Source organism: Klebsiella sp. GB_Kp047 (assembly GCF_040065235.1).
Taxonomy (GTDB): domain Bacteria; phylum Pseudomonadota; class Gammaproteobacteria; order Enterobacterales; family Enterobacteriaceae; genus Klebsiella; species Klebsiella quasipneumoniae.
On record NZ_JBEAJG010000041.1, the window covers coordinates 391,094 to 407,646 of the forward strand.

At 59.3% G+C, this 16,553-nt stretch carries 17 protein-coding genes; 10 read left to right on the forward strand and 7 right to left on the reverse strand.

Annotated elements, in window-relative coordinates; all coding sequences use genetic code 11:
• Positions 1 to 2 precede the first annotated feature (2 nt).
• From ABLV76_RS22460 to clcB, 4 genes are all read left to right on the forward strand, one after another.
• The gene (locus tag ABLV76_RS22460) at positions 3 to 620 is read left to right on the forward strand and encodes a DMSO/selenate family reductase complex B subunit (protein WP_348878486.1); all 618 of its coding nucleotides are present in this window, start codon (positions 3 to 5) and stop codon (positions 618 to 620) included.
• Position 621: 1 nt separating this feature from the next.
• Entirely contained in the window at positions 622 to 1,479 is an 858-nt protein-coding gene (locus tag ABLV76_RS22465) for a DmsC/YnfH family molybdoenzyme membrane anchor subunit (RefSeq protein WP_348878487.1), read from the forward strand.
• A 41-nt stretch (positions 1,480 to 1,520) separates the two neighbouring features.
• Positions 1,521 to 2,129, forward strand: coding sequence for a Tat proofreading chaperone DmsD (dmsD, locus tag ABLV76_RS22470; protein WP_053810421.1), 609 nt, complete (start codon positions 1,521 to 1,523; stop codon positions 2,127 to 2,129).
• 107 nt (positions 2,130 to 2,236) lie between these two features.
• Positions 2,237 to 3,547, forward strand: a complete 1,311-nt coding sequence (clcB, locus tag ABLV76_RS22475; protein ID WP_348878488.1) for a voltage-gated ClC-type chloride channel ClcB — start codon at positions 2,237 to 2,239, stop codon at positions 3,545 to 3,547.
• Here clcB and bioD read toward each other — a convergent pair.
• The 3 genes from bioD to ABLV76_RS22490 form a co-directional block, all read right to left on the reverse strand.
• Positions 3,500 to 4,195: a dethiobiotin synthase gene (bioD, locus tag ABLV76_RS22480; RefSeq protein WP_004206045.1), complete on the reverse strand. Its 696-nt coding sequence runs from the start codon at positions 4,193 to 4,195 to the stop codon at positions 3,500 to 3,502. The genes clcB and bioD overlap by 48 nt on opposite strands.
• Positions 4,196 to 4,322: 127 nt before the next feature.
• Positions 4,323 to 5,543, reverse strand: coding sequence for a sugar metabolism global transcriptional regulator Mlc (gene mlc / locus ABLV76_RS22485; protein ID WP_004206046.1), 1,221 nt, complete (start codon positions 5,541 to 5,543; stop codon positions 4,323 to 4,325).
• 124 nt (positions 5,544 to 5,667) lie between these two features.
• Positions 5,668 to 6,570: a LysR family transcriptional regulator gene (locus ABLV76_RS22490; protein WP_004206047.1), complete on the reverse strand. Its 903-nt coding sequence runs from the start codon at positions 6,568 to 6,570 to the stop codon at positions 5,668 to 5,670.
• Between the two features lie 130 nt (positions 6,571 to 6,700).
• Between ABLV76_RS22490 and ABLV76_RS22495 the strand changes: the two genes are divergently transcribed.
• Positions 6,701 to 7,951 (forward strand): MFS transporter, encoded by a 1,251-nt coding sequence (locus ABLV76_RS22495; RefSeq protein WP_049092632.1) that lies wholly within the window; start codon positions 6,701 to 6,703, stop codon positions 7,949 to 7,951.
• A gap of 30 nt (positions 7,952 to 7,981) precedes the next feature.
• Here ABLV76_RS22495 and ABLV76_RS22500 read toward each other — a convergent pair whose 3' ends face one another.
• On the reverse strand, positions 7,982 to 8,074 hold the full coding sequence (locus tag ABLV76_RS22500; protein WP_004206050.1) for a hypothetical protein: 93 nt from the start codon (positions 8,072 to 8,074) through the stop codon (positions 7,982 to 7,984).
• Between the two features lie 227 nt (positions 8,075 to 8,301).
• Between ABLV76_RS22500 and ABLV76_RS22505 the strand changes: the two genes are divergently transcribed.
• From ABLV76_RS22505 to ABLV76_RS22515, 3 genes are all read left to right on the forward strand, one after another.
• Entirely contained in the window at positions 8,302 to 9,789 is a 1,488-nt protein-coding gene (locus tag ABLV76_RS22505; RefSeq protein WP_348878489.1) for a carboxypeptidase M32, read from the forward strand.
• A gap of 164 nt (positions 9,790 to 9,953) precedes the next feature.
• Entirely contained in the window at positions 9,954 to 10,373 is a 420-nt protein-coding gene (gene asr / locus ABLV76_RS22510) for an acid resistance repetitive basic protein Asr (RefSeq protein ID WP_004206052.1), read from the forward strand.
• A 940-nt stretch (positions 10,374 to 11,313) separates the two neighbouring features.
• Positions 11,314 to 12,126, forward strand: coding sequence for a serine protease (locus ABLV76_RS22515; protein WP_200982890.1), 813 nt, complete (start codon positions 11,314 to 11,316; stop codon positions 12,124 to 12,126).
• Here ABLV76_RS22515 and ABLV76_RS22520 read toward each other — a convergent pair whose 3' ends face one another.
• A complete protein-coding gene (locus ABLV76_RS22520; RefSeq protein ID WP_224052069.1) occupies positions 12,127 to 14,229 on the reverse strand; it encodes a bifunctional diguanylate cyclase/phosphodiesterase in 2,103 nt (700 codons plus the stop codon).
• Between ABLV76_RS22520 and ABLV76_RS22525 the strand changes: the two genes are divergently transcribed.
• Complete coding sequence (locus ABLV76_RS22525; RefSeq protein WP_224052065.1) at positions 14,201 to 14,314, forward strand: ArsR family transcriptional regulator; 114 nt, start codon at positions 14,201 to 14,203, stop codon at positions 14,312 to 14,314. The two genes, ABLV76_RS22520 and ABLV76_RS22525, sit on opposite strands and share 29 nt — an antisense overlap.
• 74 nt (positions 14,315 to 14,388) lie before the next feature.
• On the opposite strand, the gene kpnF is transcribed toward ABLV76_RS22525, so the two are convergent.
• Positions 14,389 to 14,718 carry a multidrug efflux SMR transporter subunit KpnF gene (kpnF, locus tag ABLV76_RS22530; protein WP_004206057.1) on the reverse strand — a complete coding sequence of 110 codons (330 nt, stop codon included), beginning with the start codon at positions 14,716 to 14,718 and terminating at the stop codon, positions 14,389 to 14,391.
• Entirely contained in the window at positions 14,705 to 15,067 is a 363-nt protein-coding gene (gene kpnE / locus ABLV76_RS22535) for a multidrug efflux SMR transporter subunit KpnE (RefSeq protein WP_004206058.1), read from the reverse strand. The genes kpnF and kpnE overlap by 14 nt, the downstream gene beginning before the upstream one ends.
• Before the next feature lie 442 nt (positions 15,068 to 15,509).
• Here kpnE and ABLV76_RS22540 point away from each other — a divergent pair, with 442 nt between their 5' ends.
• On the forward strand, positions 15,510 to 16,544 hold the full coding sequence (locus ABLV76_RS22540; RefSeq protein WP_049092628.1) for an AI-2E family transporter: 1,035 nt from the start codon (positions 15,510 to 15,512) through the stop codon (positions 16,542 to 16,544).
• The last annotated feature ends 9 nt before the right edge of the window (positions 16,545 to 16,553 follow it).

Consider the following 16,553-nt stretch of genomic DNA (forward strand, 5'->3'; position numbering starts at 1 on the left):
CCATGAGCACGCAATATGGATTCTTTATCGACTCCGCTCGCTGTACCGGGTGCAAAACCTGCGAGCTGGCCTGTAAGGACTATAAAAACCTGACCCCGGAAGTCAGTTTCCGTCGCATCTACGAGTACGCCGGCGGCGACTGGCAGGAGGACAACAGCGTCTGGCAGCAGAACGTTTTTGCCTATTACCTCTCCATCGCCTGTAACCACTGCGCCGATCCGGCCTGCACCAAAGTCTGCCCGAGCGGGGCGATGCACAAGCGCGAAGACGGTTTTGTGGTGGTGGATGAAGAGGTGTGCATCGGCTGCCGCTACTGTCATATGGCCTGCCCGTACGGCGCGCCGCAGTACAACGCCGACAAAGGCCATATGACCAAGTGCGACGGCTGTTATGAGCGCGTCGCCGAGGGGAAGAAGCCGGTCTGCGTCGAGTCCTGCCCGTTGCGGGCGCTCGATTTCGGGCCGATTGCTGAACTGCGTGCTAAGCACGGCCAACTGGCGGCGGTAGCCCCGCTGCCCTCGGCGCACTTCACTCAGCCGAGCATCGCGATCAACCCTAACCGCAACGCCCGGCCGTGTGGCGATACCACCGGTTATCTGGCAAACCCGAAGGAGGTGTGAGATGGGAAGCGGATGGCATGAATGGCCGCTGGTGCTGTTTACGGTACTGGGGCAATGCGTGGTGGGCGCGACACTCTTCAGCGGTCTGGTCTGGCTCGAGCTGGCGGACCAGCGCGAAGCGCGGCAGCGTCTGGTGCGCAGCATGTTTTTTATCTGGCTACTGATGGGGATCGGCTTTCTCGCTTCAGTTATGCATCTCGGTTCGCCACTGCGCGCGTTTAACTCGCTGAACCGCGTCGGCGCCTCGGCGCTGAGCAACGAAATCGCCAGCGGCGCCTTGTTTTTCGCTGTAGGCGGATTCTGGTGGCTGCTGGCAGTGCTGGAAAAAATGCCGGCGGCGCTGGGCAAAATCTGGCTGATGATCACCCTGCTGTTGGGGCTGCTGTTTATCCTCGCGATGACCCGGGTTTATCAAATCGATACTGTACCGACATGGTACACTGGCTACACCACCAGCGCCTTCTTCCTGACGGTACTCCTTAGCGGGCCGCTGTTCGCCGCCCTGCTGTTGCAAATGGCGAAAGTCGACGTTAACGGCTGGTTTATTGCTGGGTTGAGCATGGCCGCGCTGGTCATCAGCGCCGCGGTGATCGTCATGCAAAGCGCCGGGCTCAGTACTATTCACAGCTCCGTTCAGCAGGCGGCCAGCCTGTTGCCGAATTACGGCAGACTGCAGGCCTTACGCCTGATCCTGCTGGCGCTGGGACTCGGCTGCTGGCTGTGCCCGCTGATCCGTCGCCAGCCGCCGCGCGCGGTGGGGCTACTGGCCGGTCTGGTGCTGGTCTTGATTGCTGAATGTATTGGCCGCGGCCTGTTTTATGGGCTACATATGACCGTCGGTATGGCGGTTGCCGGTTAATGAGACGGCGCGCCGGCGCGCGCCGCAGAAAGGAATAAGTGATGATGCCGTTCCCACACCGCGACGCCGTCGCGTTAAGCGCCCGTACCCTGGGCGCGTTGTTCTCTTATGCGCCGAATAACGCGCAAATCGCGCCGCTGGTCGCCGCCTTCCAGGACGGCAGCTGGCAGCAACAGTGGCCCTACCCGGTTGCCGCCCCGCTGGCATCGGGGTTTGCCGCGTCGGCTGAAGAGTCGTTGCCGGAAGCCTGGCAGCGCCTGTTTATCGGACCATGGGCCCTGCCGGCGCCGCCATGGGGATCCGTCTGGCTGGATAAAGAATCGGTGCTGTTCGGCGAATCCACGCTGGCCCTGCGCGAATGGATGCGCGCGAACGGCATCGCACTGGACGCCGATCGCAACGAGCCGGAAGACCATTTCGGCACCCTGCTGCTGCTGGCGGCGTGGCTGTGCGAAACGGAGCAGGAGGCGTTGTTTGGCCAGCTGCTGGCCTGGCATCTGCTGCCGTGGTCCGGACGCTTCCTGAGCGTCTTTGTCGAACGCGCTGCCCACCCCTTCTACCAGGCGCTGGGTCAGCTGGCGAAGGCGACCCTGGCGCAGTGGCAGGAGAATCTGCCGATCGCCGTGGCGGAAAAGCCGCTCTATCGCTAATCCCTTTACCGCGCCGGTAGTCGGCGCGGTTTCCTTATTTGCACGCCTGACCGTGACCCGCACTTATCGCTTTTGCATATAAGGTTATTCCCTATCACAATAAGGCCATGTTTTCCGACTCTCGCCATCGTCTTCATCCCTATCCTGACGTGCAGGTGATGTTTCGTCGCCTGCTGATCGCCACGCTGATTGGCCTGCTCGCCGCCCTGGCGGTGGCCCTGTTTCGCCATGCCATGGTGGTGCTGGAAACGCTGTTTCTCGGTAACGACAGCGGGAGCCTGGTCAACGCCGCGCAGTCGCTGCCGGCGTGGCGGCGGCTGATTACCCCGGCGCTGGGGGGACTGGCGGCAGGGACACTTCTCTGGCTCTGGCAGCGGCGCAGCATTGCCCGCCCGCACGCCGCCACCGATTATATGGAAGCCCTGGAAACCGGGGACGGTTGCTTCGATACGCCGGCAAGCCTGGTGAAGTCGCTGGCCTCGCTGCTGGTGGTGGTCACCGGCAGCGCGATTGGCCGGGAAGGCGCCATGATCCTGCTGGCCGCGCTGGCGGCCTCGCTGTTCGCCCGCCGCTTCACGCCGCAGGCAGAATGGAAGCTGTGGGTCGCCTGCGGCGCCGCCGCCGGGATGGCCAGCGCCTATCATGCCCCGCTGGCCGGCAGCCTGTTTATCGCTGAAATTCTCTTTGGCACGCTGATGCTGGCCTCGCTTGGGCCGGTTGTCATCTCGGCGGTGATCGCCCTGCTGCTCACCCAGTTTCTCAACGGCGGCGCCGCGCCGCTGTACCATGTCGTTCTGCAGAAGGACCTCAGCGCGCTGCACTATGGCCTGATGCTCGCCACCGGACTGCTGGCCGGGTTGTGCGGGCCGCTGTTTATCTGGCTGATGGACTACAGCCACCGCGGGTTCGTCAGGCTGAAGCTGGCGCCGCCGTGGCAGCTGGCGCTGGGCGGGCTGATAGTCGGCGGCTTATCGCTCATCACTCCGGCGGTGTGGGGCAACGGCTACAGCGTGGTGCAAAGCTATCTCCTGCTGCCGCCGCCCGGCGCGCTGCTGGTGGCGGTATTCCTGTGCAAACTGCTGGCGGTGCTGGCCAGCAGTGGCTCCGGCGCGCCGGGCGGGGTGTTTACCCCCACGCTGTTTGTCGGTCTGGCGATGGGCATGCTGTTTGCCCGCTTCAGCGAGCTGTGGCTACCGGGGGATCAGGAGATGGCTTTGATGATGGGACTTACCGGCATGGCGGCGTTTCTTGCCGCCACCACCCATGCGCCCATTATGTCGACCCTGATGATTTGTGAGATGACCGGGCAGTATACGCTGCTGCCCGGCCTGTTGATCACCTGCGTGGTGGCGTCGGTGCTGTCGCGGACGTTACGCCGGGATTCGATCTATCGCCATCACGTTGCCGAGCATGTCTAAGTCGACGTAGCGGCTTAGCTCACGCTGCTCGGCGCGCGGCAGATACGGCAGCTCGCCAATGAGCGGCGCCGGCAGCTTTTTGCTGAGCACATCGATGATTTCGGCGTAGTGCGCCAGACCGGGGTTAATGCGGTTGGCCACCCAGCCGATCAGCGGTAGCCCGTCATTGGCGATCGCCTGGGCCGTCAGCAGCGCATGGTTGATGCACCCTTCCTGGATCCCCACCACCATCAGCACCGGGAGCTGCTCCTGTACCACCCATTCGGAGAGCGGTCGCAGGTCGTTCATCAGGCTGCGCCAGCCGCCGGTGCCTTCAACCACCACATGTTCAACCTGCCCGGTCAGCCGCTGCAAACCATCCGACAGCAGACCGTAGTTGATCGGGCAGCTGTGCGCCACGCTGCTTTCGTCTTCGCTTAAGGCGATGGGATTGACAGCCTCATAGGGTAACGCCAGCGTGGAGACGCTCTGCAGCACCAGCGCGTCTTTGTTACGCAAACCGTCCGGCGTCTCTTTGCTGCCCTTCGCCACAGGCTTGTACCCGGCCACGCTTTTGCCTCTGGCAGCAAGTGCCTGCAACAGCGCACGGGAAACCACTGTCTTCCCGACAGAGGTGTCTGTACCTGTAATAAAGAAACGCTTAAACATCACTAACCCCACAGTTTTGTCGATGAAATATACGGGAGAGAAATAATCAACAGTGGGCAAAGTCTACGTGAAGCCGCTGGGGGTCAGCTTGAGATAGCGCAATTTTTGGTGTGACTATGAAAAAATGTTAACCCTGTAACAGTCGTATGAGTAAGGATCCGTTATAGAGCGCATCCTTGACCAACGCCGCGCCAGCCATCGTTCCGCGGTTGGAGAACTGGGTGCTTTCAACCGCGATATGCTGGCTGTAGGCCGGGAGTGATTGTTGCCGAATGCAGCTGGAAATTGCCGGAAAAAGAATGTCTGCCGCCAGGTTAAACGGCGAGCCAATCAGGATTTTCTGCGGGTTAAACAGATTGACCATGATCGCCAGAATGCGGCCGACGTGATTACCGACGCCGCTGATAATGTCCCGGGCCAGCAGATCGCCCTGCAGCGCCGCCTGACATAGCCACTCCACGCTCAGCGGACGCTGATGCAGTAGCGAGCTCATCGACTGCGCCATCCGCATCTGCGCCAGCTCCAGCACGCTCTCCACGCTGGCGATCGTTTCCAGACAGCCATGGTTGCCGCAGTAGCAGCGTTTGCCGTAGGGGTCGACCTGGGTATGACCGATCTCCACGAGACTGCTGCTGCCGGCGTGCAGCAGACGTCCATCGGTGATAACCCCGGCGCCGACGTTGTGATCGATCACTACCTGAATGACGTCCCGGGCGCCGCGCGAGGCGCCAAACAGCGATTCCGCCATGGTCCAGGCGCTGATGTCATGCTGAATATAGACCGGCACCCCGGTATGGTTGGCCAGCGTTTCGCCCAACGGGACGTCTTTGACTTCTTCATAAAACGGCATGCGATGAATAATGCCGTTTTCAGTATCAATGATACCCGGCATCGTGATGGCGATGGAGGTGAGACGTTCCAGCTTCTTCTGGTGGCGAATAAAGAAGCGATCGATATGGTCGATAATCCGCGTCAGAAACGGCGTGCTGTCGGCAAGCGCCAGCTCCAGCTGCTCCTCCACCACCAGCTGGCTGCTTAAATCACGCAGCGAAAGGTGGATCTCGCCGCGGCTGATGCGCACCGCCAGATAGTGCCATGCCTCGGTTTCCACCATCAGCCCCACCGCCGGCCGCCCGCGGCTGCCGGGCTCCTGAATTTCGGTCTCCTGCACCAGGTGCGCTTCCAGCATTTCGCGGACAATTTTGGTGATGCTGGCGGGCGCCAGTTGCGCAAATCGGGAGAGGTCGATACGCGATACCGGGCCGAGCTGATCAATCAGGCGATAGACGGCGCCCGCATTGGTCTGCTTGATTTGATCGATATGGCCTGGTTGACTATCCGCTACCACCATTGACTCCCTTTATTTTCGCGCTTCGAAATAAACTTTCGGCTATGGTGAAGCACTTCGATGGTGAACGTCAAATTTTTGCTTAGCCTTGTGATTTACCGCACATTTCCAGCCCATTTTTGCTTCAATTGCGCTCGCTTTTCCAGGCCAGCAGCGTGTCACGAAAGCGTTTTGCCAGCGCTCCCTGCTCATGGTGTTTCGACCACACCAGCCACATCTCTGACACCGCATCCTGTTCGTCGATCGGCAGCCAGCGCATTTCGCTGAGCTGCACGCGCTGAAAGGAGGCCGGCAGGATCGACACCCCCAGTCCGGCGGCCACCAGGCCAATAATGGTCATCGCCTCCCCCACCTCCTGCGCAATCACCGGCGTATGGCCGTAGCGGCGCAGCAGGCCAAGGATATCGTCATACAGGCCGGTACCGACATGCGGGTCGAAAAAGACGAACGGCTCCCGCGCCAGCGCCGCCAGGCTGACCGAGGGCAGGCGGGCCAGCGGATGGTCCGCCGGGACCATCGCCAGCAGCGGCTCACGCAGCACCCGCTGCCACGCCAGGGTGTCCGGCAGTTGGGTATTACGCAACAGGCCAAGGTCGAGGGCCCCCTCGCTCAACGGGACAATCTGTTCGCGGGTATTGGTCTCGCGGGTGAGAATATGCACATCCGGGTAGCGCTGACGAAACAGCGACAGCGTATCGGATACCGCCTTGATGAAAGGGGCCGAGGAGGTAAAGCCGATACGCAGTTCGCCCGTTTCCCCATGGTGCAGGCGGGCGGCGCGGGCGGCGGCGTCCTCCACCTGGGCGAGAATTTGTCGGCTGTCGGCGAGAAACTGTTTGCCCGCCGCCGTCAGGCTGACGCTGCGGTTGGTGCGGGCGAACAGGCGGGCGCCGGTCTGCTGCTCGAGGATCTGAATTTGCTGGCTTAACGGCGGTTGAGAGATGTTCAGTCGCGCCGCGGCGCGGCCAAAATGCAGCTCCTCGGCGACGGCGACAAAGTAGCGCAGATGACGCAACTCGATATTCATATTTATAACGTCTTATTTGAGATTATTAATATATTAGACAGAATATTTACATTTTCATACCCTAAAAATGTGAGCTGAATGGTCACAACACTCTGTTGGTAAGCAGCAACTTCTATCCAAGGAATTCTCTGTGAGTCGTACAACAACCGTTGACACCGTGCCGGCGGACGAGGTCAGCGTCGCTGGTGCATCCCGCCCGGATCAATTTATTAAGCGCGGCACCCCGCAGTTTATGCGCGTCACTCTCGCGCTGTTCTCCGCCGGTCTGGCCACCTTTGCCCTGCTCTATTGCGTGCAGCCGATCCTGCCGGTGCTGTCGAACGAGTTCGGCGTATCGCCGGCCAGCAGCAGTATCTCTCTCTCCATTTCCACGGCGATGCTGGCGGTGGGCCTGCTGTTTACCGGCCCACTATCGGACGCCATTGGCCGCAAGCCGGTGATGGTCACCGCCTTGCTGCTGGCCGCCTGCTGCTCGCTGTTGTCGACCATGATGACCAGCTGGCACGGCATCCTGATTATGCGCGCCCTGATCGGCCTGTCGTTGAGCGGCGTGGCGGCGGTCGGCATGACCTACCTGAGCGAGGAGATCCACCCCAGCTTCGTGGCCTTCTCCATGGGACTCTATATCAGCGGCAACTCCATCGGCGGCATGAGCGGCCGCTTGCTCACCGGGGTCTTTACCGATTTCTTCGGCTGGCGCGTGGCGCTGGCGGTGATCAGCGGGTTCGCTCTGGCAGCGGCGATTATGTTCTGGCGTATCCTGCCCGAGTCGCGCCATTTCCGCCCGACCTCGCTGCGGCCAAAAACGCTGCTGATTAATTTCCACCTGCACTGGCGCGATCGCGGCCTGCCGCTGCTGTTCGTCGAAGGTTTCCTGCTGATGGGGGCCTTTGTCACTCTGTTTAACTACATTGGCTACCGTCTGATGATGTCGCCGTGGTCGTTAAGCCAGGCGGTGGTGGGTCTGCTGTCGGTGGCGTATCTCACCGGAACCTGGAGCTCGCCGAAAGCGGGCGCCATGACCGTACGCTATGGCCGCGGTCCGGTGATGCTCGGCTTTACCGGCGTGATGCTTTGCGGACTGCTGATGACGCTCTTTTCTTCCTTGTGGCTGATTTTCATCGGCATGCTGCTGTTCTCCGCCGGCTTCTTCGCCGCGCATTCCGTCGCCAGCAGCTGGATTGGCCCACGCGCGCGCCGCGCCCGCGGTCAGGCGTCATCGCTATATCTGTTCAGCTATTATCTTGGCTCAAGCCTGGCGGGGACGTTAGGCGGGGTGTTCTGGCACCGCTACGGCTGGAACGGCGTCGGCGGATTTATCGCGCTGCTGCTCCTTGCCGCGCTGTTGACCGGCACTTGCTTGTATCGCCGACTAAAATAATCGCCCGTGACGTGGCCTGCGGGCCACGTTTCACCACATGCCCATGATAGATGACAAGCCCATCAGCTCTCTGACGGCATCAACGGACAGTAAGGCAATAAACAGCCAGGTGAACGGATTCATAAACCACCCCCGAACCTCCAGACCTGTGTAATCGATCACAGTTTAGTCACGATACGTTACCGATTTCTGCAATACCGCTCACAGAGCCACGCTTTTTTTCCTGCTATCACCCGGCTGATGCTATACCACGCCTCCTGCGCGCAACGCTCGACCCGCCAGGCGTATCAGGATAGTGTAGAGGCATACCGATAATCTGTTCATTCACCTGTCACGGACCGAACGCTACTATGACTGAAAATACGCCTTATCAGCAGCTTACCCGCACGTTTCAGCGCCTGTCGCGCTTTTCGCATCTATCCGCCATCGCCGGCTGGGATATGTTCGCCATGATGCCTCCGGGCGGTAGCGCCGCCCGCGGCGAAGCGCTGGCGGAACTCGGCGTGCTACAGCATCAGATCCTGACCGATAAAAAAGTGGGCCAATGGCTGCAGGCGGCCCGCCAGCAGGATCTCAACGACCTCGAACAGGCCAACCTGCGGGAAATGCAGCGTCAGTACGATCAGGCGGCGCTGCTGCCGGAAAGCCTGGTGGAGGCCAAATCACTGGCCGGTAGCCGTTGCGAACATGCCTGGCGCAGCCAGCGGCCGGCTAACGACTGGGCTGGCTTTGCCGAAAATTTGCGCGAGGTGGTCAGGCTGAGCCGCGAGGAAGCGCAGATCCGCGCCGACGCCCGGGGCGGCTCACGCTATGACGCGCTGCTTGATATTTTCGAGCCGGATATGACCAGCGCCCGGCTGGACAGCCTGTTTGCCGACCTCAAGTCCTGGCTGCCGTCCCTGCTGCGGCAAGCGGTCGACAAGCAGGCGACGCGAACCTTGATCGCCCCGCAGGGACCGTTCCCGATCCCTGAGCAGCGCGAGCTGGGTCTGCAGGCGATGCGCATCCTCGGCTTTGACTTTGACGGCGGGCGTCTGGACATCAGCGCCCACCCGTTCTGCGGCGGCGTCCCTCAGGATGTGCGCATCACCACCCGCTACAACGAAAACGACCTGCTAATCGCCCTGTTCGGCGTGATCCACGAGACCGGCCACGCCCGCTATGAGCAGAATCTGCCTCGCCCGTGGGTCGACCAGCCGGTAGGACTGGCCCGCTCTACCGCTATCCATGAATCGCAAAGCCTGTTCTTTGAAATGCAGCTGGGACGCAGCGAGCGCTTCCTCCACCGCCTGTTGCCGGCGGTGCGCGAACGCTTTGGCGATCGGCCGGCCTTTAGCGAGGAGAATTTTGTCGCCTGGAACCAGCGGGTGAAACCAGGCTTTATTCGCGTTGATGCCGATGAGGTCAGCTACCCGGCGCATGTGATCCTGCGCTATGAAATTGAACGCGCGCTGATCGATGGCGAGATCGAGGTGGAAGATATTCCGTCGCTGTGGGATGAGAAAATGCAGCACTGGCTGGGACTGTCGACCACCGGCAACTACCGGGACGGCTGTATGCAGGATATTCACTGGACCGACGGCGGCTTCGGCTACTTCCCTTCCTATACGCTGGGGGCGATGTACGCCGCGCAGCTGATGGCCGCCGCCCGCCGCGCGCTGCCGACGTTAGACCGCGATATCGCGGAAGGGGATTTCAGTGCCCTGTTTGACTGGCTGCGGCAGAATATCTGGCAGCATGGCAGCCGCTTCACCACCTCGCAGCTGATCCAGCAGGCCACCGGAGAGGATCTTAACAGCCGCTACTTCCGCGACCACCTTACCGCCCGCTATCTGTAATCGTCCGCGCCGGGCTGCCCGGCGCGTCCTTCGCTCCTCGCCTTGTACATTCGGTTACACGCCGATACCAAACACTCACGGAAAGCCCGAAAAGACAAGCATATAGTAATTTCACCGGCCCCGCAGTGGGGTTGAAATTAAGAAAACTTTTCGAGGATATCAGAATGAAAAAAGTATTAGCTCTGGTCGTTGCCGCTGCTATGGGTCTCTCTTCCGCCGCTTTCGCTGCTGACGCAGTAAGCACCACTCAGGCGCCTGCTGCTACCCACAGCACTGCTGCCAAGACCACCCATCACAAAAAACACCATAAAGCCGCAGCAAAACCAGCTGCAGAGCAGAAAGCTCAGGCTGCCAAAAAACACAAGAAAGCAGAAGCGAAACCAGCCGCTGCCCAGAAAGCCCAGGCCGCTAAAAAACACAAAAAAGCAGAAGCTAAACCAGCCGCTCCGCAGAAAGCCCAGGCCGCTAAAAAGCACCACAAAGCTGCCGCTAAACCAGTAGCCCAGAAAGCCCAGGCAGCGAAAAAACACCACAAAACCACCAAACACCAGGCCGCTAAACCTGCTGCACAGCCGGCAGCATAATTCCTCCCGGTGAACCAACCTTCTTAAATAATCGGCGCTGTTTCAGCGCCGTTTTTTCTGGAGAGCACTATGCTGCGGCGATATCGTTTTGAGCTCATCCTGATCCTGTTAATCATTTGCGCAGTGGTTGCGACCCGCTTTTTCCTCTATTAATTGTTTCGCCCCCTCTCCCTTTTTGCCGCCTGGCGCAGACTTCCCGGAAGGTGAATGTCGCGCAAATATTATTGCCTGCCTCTTACCACTCTCTGTACCCTGCCGCTGCCAGCGGCGCAAATAATGCCCGGCGCCCGAAGACGCCAGACACGTTAGCAAGAAACCATCGCGCGCCTGGCCCCCATGCGGCGGCCAGACTCATCACAAAGCACGTACCGCTTCCATCACCAGATAGCCGGTTGCGCCCCAGATGGCCACGGAGACCAGGGAAACATACACCAGTGCGCGAATACCTTTTTTAGACATATACCCTCCGAACGCCGGGGAAATAGAATTCAGGCTATCATCGCCGGTATTACCTCTCTATTTACTCAACGGCGGGGTGACGGTAACAATGTTTTCGGTGAGAAAATGTTTCGCATTGAAAATTATTACGTGAGGCGTAAAGAAGTGCGAATTCTGGTGAAGTTCTGGCGGGTAAACGTATTATTTTTGCACATTCCGCTGACAAACCAGGAATAACCTTAAAGAAGTGTTGCTGCATTATTCGCCAATTTCAGTACGTTCTGATACACGAATGTTCTTGCGCCAGACCGCGCTTTCTGCGGAAATAGCAGCAGAAGGTTACTGGTATTAACCGATTGAAATCAGACGGTTTTACCCGCGCCAGGGCCCGCCGCGCGCAGATGAGACATGCCGTTTGGCCTGATAAGAATTATTGTTTACTTTCATAAACTTAAATCTCCTGCTACTGTCAATAGACATCATAGCCTCCCCAGAGAGTGATATGCGTAGAAACGTTCTGTTATTACTGTGTACATTTTATCTGTTACCTCTGGGCGCACATGCCGATGATAACGGACTGAGCGCCAAAGATATTAAGACGTTGTTTTTCGGTCACGATGACCGTAAAGCGGTGAGCCGTCCGGAGGAGAGCCCGTGGGACGCGATTGGCCAGCTGGAGACCGCCAGCGGCAATCTGTGCACGGCGACGCTCATCTCCCCCAACCTGGCGCTGACCGCGGGCCACTGCCTGTTAACGCCCCCGCGCGGCAAGCCGGACAAAGCGGTCGCTCTGCGCTTTATTTCCCGCAAGGGAAACTGGGTGTATGAGATCCACGGCATTGACGGACGAGTGGATCCCGTGTTAGGCAAGCGCCTGAAAGCCGACGGCGACGGCTGGATCGTTCCCTCCGCCGCGGCGCCCTCGGATTTTGGCCTGATCGTGCTGCGCTATGCTCCCTCAGGCATCACGCCGATCCCGCTCTTCCCCGGCAGTAAGGCCGATTTAACCGCAGCGCTGAAGGCGGCGGACCGGAAAGTGACCCAGTCAGGTTATCCTGAAGATCATCTGGATAATCTTTATAGCCACCAGGACTGCATCGTCACCGGCTGGGCGCAAAACAGCGTTCTGTCGCACCAGTGTGACACCCTGCCCGGCGACAGCGGCTCGCCGCTGCTGCTGAAAACCGCAGACGGCTGGCAAGTGATCGCCGTGCAAAGTTCGGCTCCCGGCCCGCAGGATCGCTGGCGAGCGGACAACCGCGCCATCGCGGTGACCGGCTTTCGCGATAAGCTGGAGGCGCTGGCCGGAGAGTAATTACCCCTGCTGCTGGCGCCGCTGCAACAGGTCGGCGATCGGCATCGGTTTACTGAAGTAAAAGCCCTGTAGCCGGTCGCAACCGGCCCGCCGCAGCAGCGCCAGCTGTTGCGGATCTTCAACCCCCTCAGCCACGACCGTCATCCCCAGCGCGCGGGCGATGCGCACCGTGCCGCGCACCATCTCCGCCGCCTGCGCATCACAGTCCACCCGCCCGGCGAGGGATTTGTCAATCTTCAGGCTGTCAAAACGAAAGCGGCGTAAATAGCCGATGCTCGAATAACCGGTGCCAAAATCGTCCAGCGCCACGGCGATGCCCTGGGCCTTCAGATTCTCCACCACCGCCTGCGAACGTTCCGGATTTTCCAGCACATAACTCTCCGTCACCTCCACTTGCAGGCGTGACGGCGGAAAGCGGCAGGCAGCGACCGTCTCCATCACCCGGCTTTCAAAAGCCGGATCGCGAAATTGCGCCGGGGAGATATTCACCGACAGCAGCAGATCGCTCACCGGCTGCAGATCGCTGCAGGCACGTTGCAGAACGAACTGGCCGAGGGTGTCAATCAGGCCGCTGCTCTCGGCAATGGCGATAAATGCATCCGGCGCCAGCGCACCCTGCGGGCGACGCGGCCAGCGCAGCAGCGCTTCAACGCCGGTCATCGTCAGGGTATCGGCATCGACTACCGGCTGATACCAGACCTCAAATTCATCCTGCTCCAGCCCCTGACGGATGCCATTCTCGATCATCAGCTGATGACGTCGCACGGCATCCAGCGCATCGTCATACCAGGCCGTCTGCCCCTTGCCGCTCTTCTTGGCGTGGTACATGGCGATATCCGCCCGGCGAAACAGTTCGGTACTGGAGCATTCCGCCGGGGTTCCGCTGGCGATGCCGATGCTGGCGCCGATATAAATTTTGCGTTTGCTCAGTGCCACCGGCGCTTTCAGCAGCTCCAGCGCCGCCCAGGCGAACGCCGCCGCCCGGTCGATCGCTTGTTCGCCGCTCACCGCCATGGCGAATTCATCCCCGCCCATTCTTGCCAGCATGGCCTCCGCCGGCACCCGTTTTTGCAGCGCGCTGGCGATATGGCGGATCAGGGCGTCGCCCACATCGTGGCCATAGTTATCATTCACATCTTTAAATCCGTCCAGATCGATAAACACCACGCACTGCATGTCGTGCTTACTCGTGTCGCACACCTGGCTTAACCGCAGCAGCAGCGCTCGTCGGTTGGGCAGCCGGCTGAGCCAGTCAATCAGGGCGATCTCCCGCGCCTGACGTTCGCCGCGGGCCAGCTTATACATGCCGAGGCTGCTGAACAGAATAAACAGCAGGATCAGGCTGGCGGCCACCCCGGCGATCAGCCGCATACTGCCTGATGAGGCCAGGGCCGCTTCGGCGCCGGGCAGACGCGGCTGCCACGCCAGATAGCCCAGCACCTCGCCTCCCTGCGTGCGCAACGGAATATGGTGTTCGCCGGGGCCGTCGCTGAGATGGAGATGACTTATCTGGAAGGTGTCGCCTAAACGCTGCAGCAGCTGAGGACTGATGTGCCGGGTAATGACCAGATAGCGCCGGGTATCGTCAGCCACTTGCAGCCGGCCGGTCGTTGGCCGGATCAGACCGATGCCGACGAAAGCGATCCCTGCCTCGGTGCGCGTGATGCCGGCGAAGGCGTTTTTCCCCTCGCGCAGAGCTTTTGCATGATAACGGATCAGGCTGGTCAGCCCGGCGCCGAGAAATGAAAGGTCTGTCCGGGGCATCACCTGACTCTGAAAGGCGCCCCACAGAATGTGATAATGTTCATCAAGGACAAAGGTGCCGTCGTACAGGTTATTGATTTTGAAGCCCGATCCCCAGGTGTCGTACAGCCATTTTTGATCCAGTCTGGGGGCGTAAGTCTGGGTCACCGCATCGTCCCAGATAGCATTGTCCAGCACCAGGGACAGCACCCGGTTGACCGATGTCTGCACCGCCCCTTCCACCGACAGGACAGAACGCTGCTGGTCAATTTCATTGGATTTGCTGGCAATGAGGTGTTGGGACAGGTAAAGCAGGGAGATCACCGACGCGGTGAGGCCGAGCCCGGCGAGAAAAATCATTATTGACAACGTCCTGGCGGAAGGAATTTTCCGCCAGCCGAAAGCTGTGAACATGCGCAGTCCTCATCGTCACCGGGCACAATAACTGCGGGGCCGGTCTTGAGGTAAGCATACTACAGCGGACCCGTTTTGCCGCCTGGCTTTGCAGGCGGCGCGACGTCAGGCGAGTTTAATTAACACCATGCCGGCAACCAACAGGATGACTCCCGCCCAGCCTTTGTTATTCAGGCGCTGGCCAAACAGCACCCAGCCGGCGGCGATGGTCGCCGCGATACCGAAGCCGCCCCACAGCGCATAGGCAACCGACAGATCGATGCCTTTTACCGCCTGCGACAGGGCGCTGAATGCGCCCAGCACCGCCGCCAGCGACAGGATGCCATAGACCTTGCGGCGGAAACCGTCGGAAAACTTCAAAAAGACGTTGGCAATAATCTCCAGAACAATGGCGATAGCCAACCAGGCGGCGTGGATCCACTCAAACTGCTGCATGAGCCACCTCCTGCTTCGACGACGCTTTTTTCTGGGTGCCGGACTTAATCAGGACGATCCCCACCACCAGTGTGGTCAGACCGGCTATTTTCAGCAGCGACAAGCTTTCATCAAATAACAGAACGCTGAACAGGGTGATCAGCAAAATGCCAATCCCTTCCCATAACGCGTAAGCCACACCGAGGGCAATTTTTTTAACTGCAAAGGCGAGAAAAATATATGACAGAGCTATCATGGCCAGCATTAAAATATAGCCGGTATGCCCACCGCTGATGCTTGCCCATTTCATCGACAACGTGCCGGTAATTTCAGCAACAATAGCTAAAGCTAATAAAATCCAATAAAACATGATCCCTTCTCCTGCTTGAGAATATAATCCATTACCGTTTACGAGACGCGTAAACCGGAAAATTTCTGACGTAGATTTCGCTGTGCGCTTGGCGCCAGCTCAGGCAGAAAAAAGGTGACTATAGCGCCGAATGCCAGTGCTGTTCGCCGGCAAAACGGGAAAAAGTGAGGGATACTGCGGGGTGATTTAAAATATACATCCTGAACTGATTGTCCATAAAATTACAATTATCCGCGGTGTTGCTTCTCGTCCGGTGCGGATGGAAATTGTCCTCAGTAGTTAAACACAGGTAGATTTGTAGCATAGTGCTACATTTAATTCAAAGACTTTGCAATTCTTTACGCCGCGGTTTTGCAGCAATGCGTTTTTTCTGAAAAAAAACGTCATTATGCTAATGTAACGCAACCTGTTAACAGGCAAGGAAGATTGAGGACGGGATCCTATGGCTAAACCTATTATTACACTTAACGGACTAAAGATGGTCATCATGCTGGGCATGCTGGTGATCATCCTGACCGGCATTCGCTTTGCGGCAGACATTATTGTCCCGTTTATTCTCGCGATTTTTCTGGCGGTGATCCTTAATCCGCTGGTGCAGCTGCTGGTCCGCTGCCGGGTGCCGCGTGTGCTGGCGATCTCACTGCTGATCGGCCTTATCGTGATGTTAGCCGTTGTGCTGCTGGCCTCGCTGGGGACCTCGCTTAACGAGCTGGCGCGCACCCTGCCGCAGTACCGCAACTATCTCTACGAACCGATGCAAACCATCGCCCCCTGGCTGCAGCGCCTGGGTTTTACCGTCTCGGTGGTGGAGCTTAACAAATACATCGACCCCAACGCCGTGATGACCCTGGTCACCAGTCTGCTCACTCAGCTGTCGAACGCCATGTCCTCGATTTTTCTGCTGCTGCTGACGGTGGTGTTTATGCTGCTGGAGGTTCCGCAACTGCCCGCCAAACTGCAGCAGCTGATGTCCCGCCCGGTAGAAGGCATGGGGGCCATTCAGCGCGCCATCGACAGCGTGTCGCATTATCTGGTGCTGAAGACCGCGATTAGCCTGGTCACCGGGCTGGTGGTCTGGGGCATGCTGGTTCTGCTGGACGTGCGCTTCGCCTTTATGTGGGGGCTACTGGCCTTCGCGCTGAACTATATTCCCAATATCGGTTCCGTACTGGCGGCCATCCCGCCGATCCTGCAGGTGCTGGTGTTCGGCGGCCTGTACGAGGCGCTGGTGGTGCTGGCCGGCTATCTGATCGTTAACCTGGTGTTCGGCAATATTCTCGAACCGCGGATCATGGGGCGCGGCCTGGGGCTCTCCACCCTGGTGGTGTTCCTGTCATTGATCTTCTGGGGCTGGCTGCTGGGTCCGGTCGGTATGCTCCTGTCGGTGCCGTTGACGATTATCGTCAAAATTGCCCTTGAGCAGACCAGCGGCGGGCAGAGCATCGCCTTCTTATTAAGTGATGTGAGCAAACAGTAACCCTTCCCC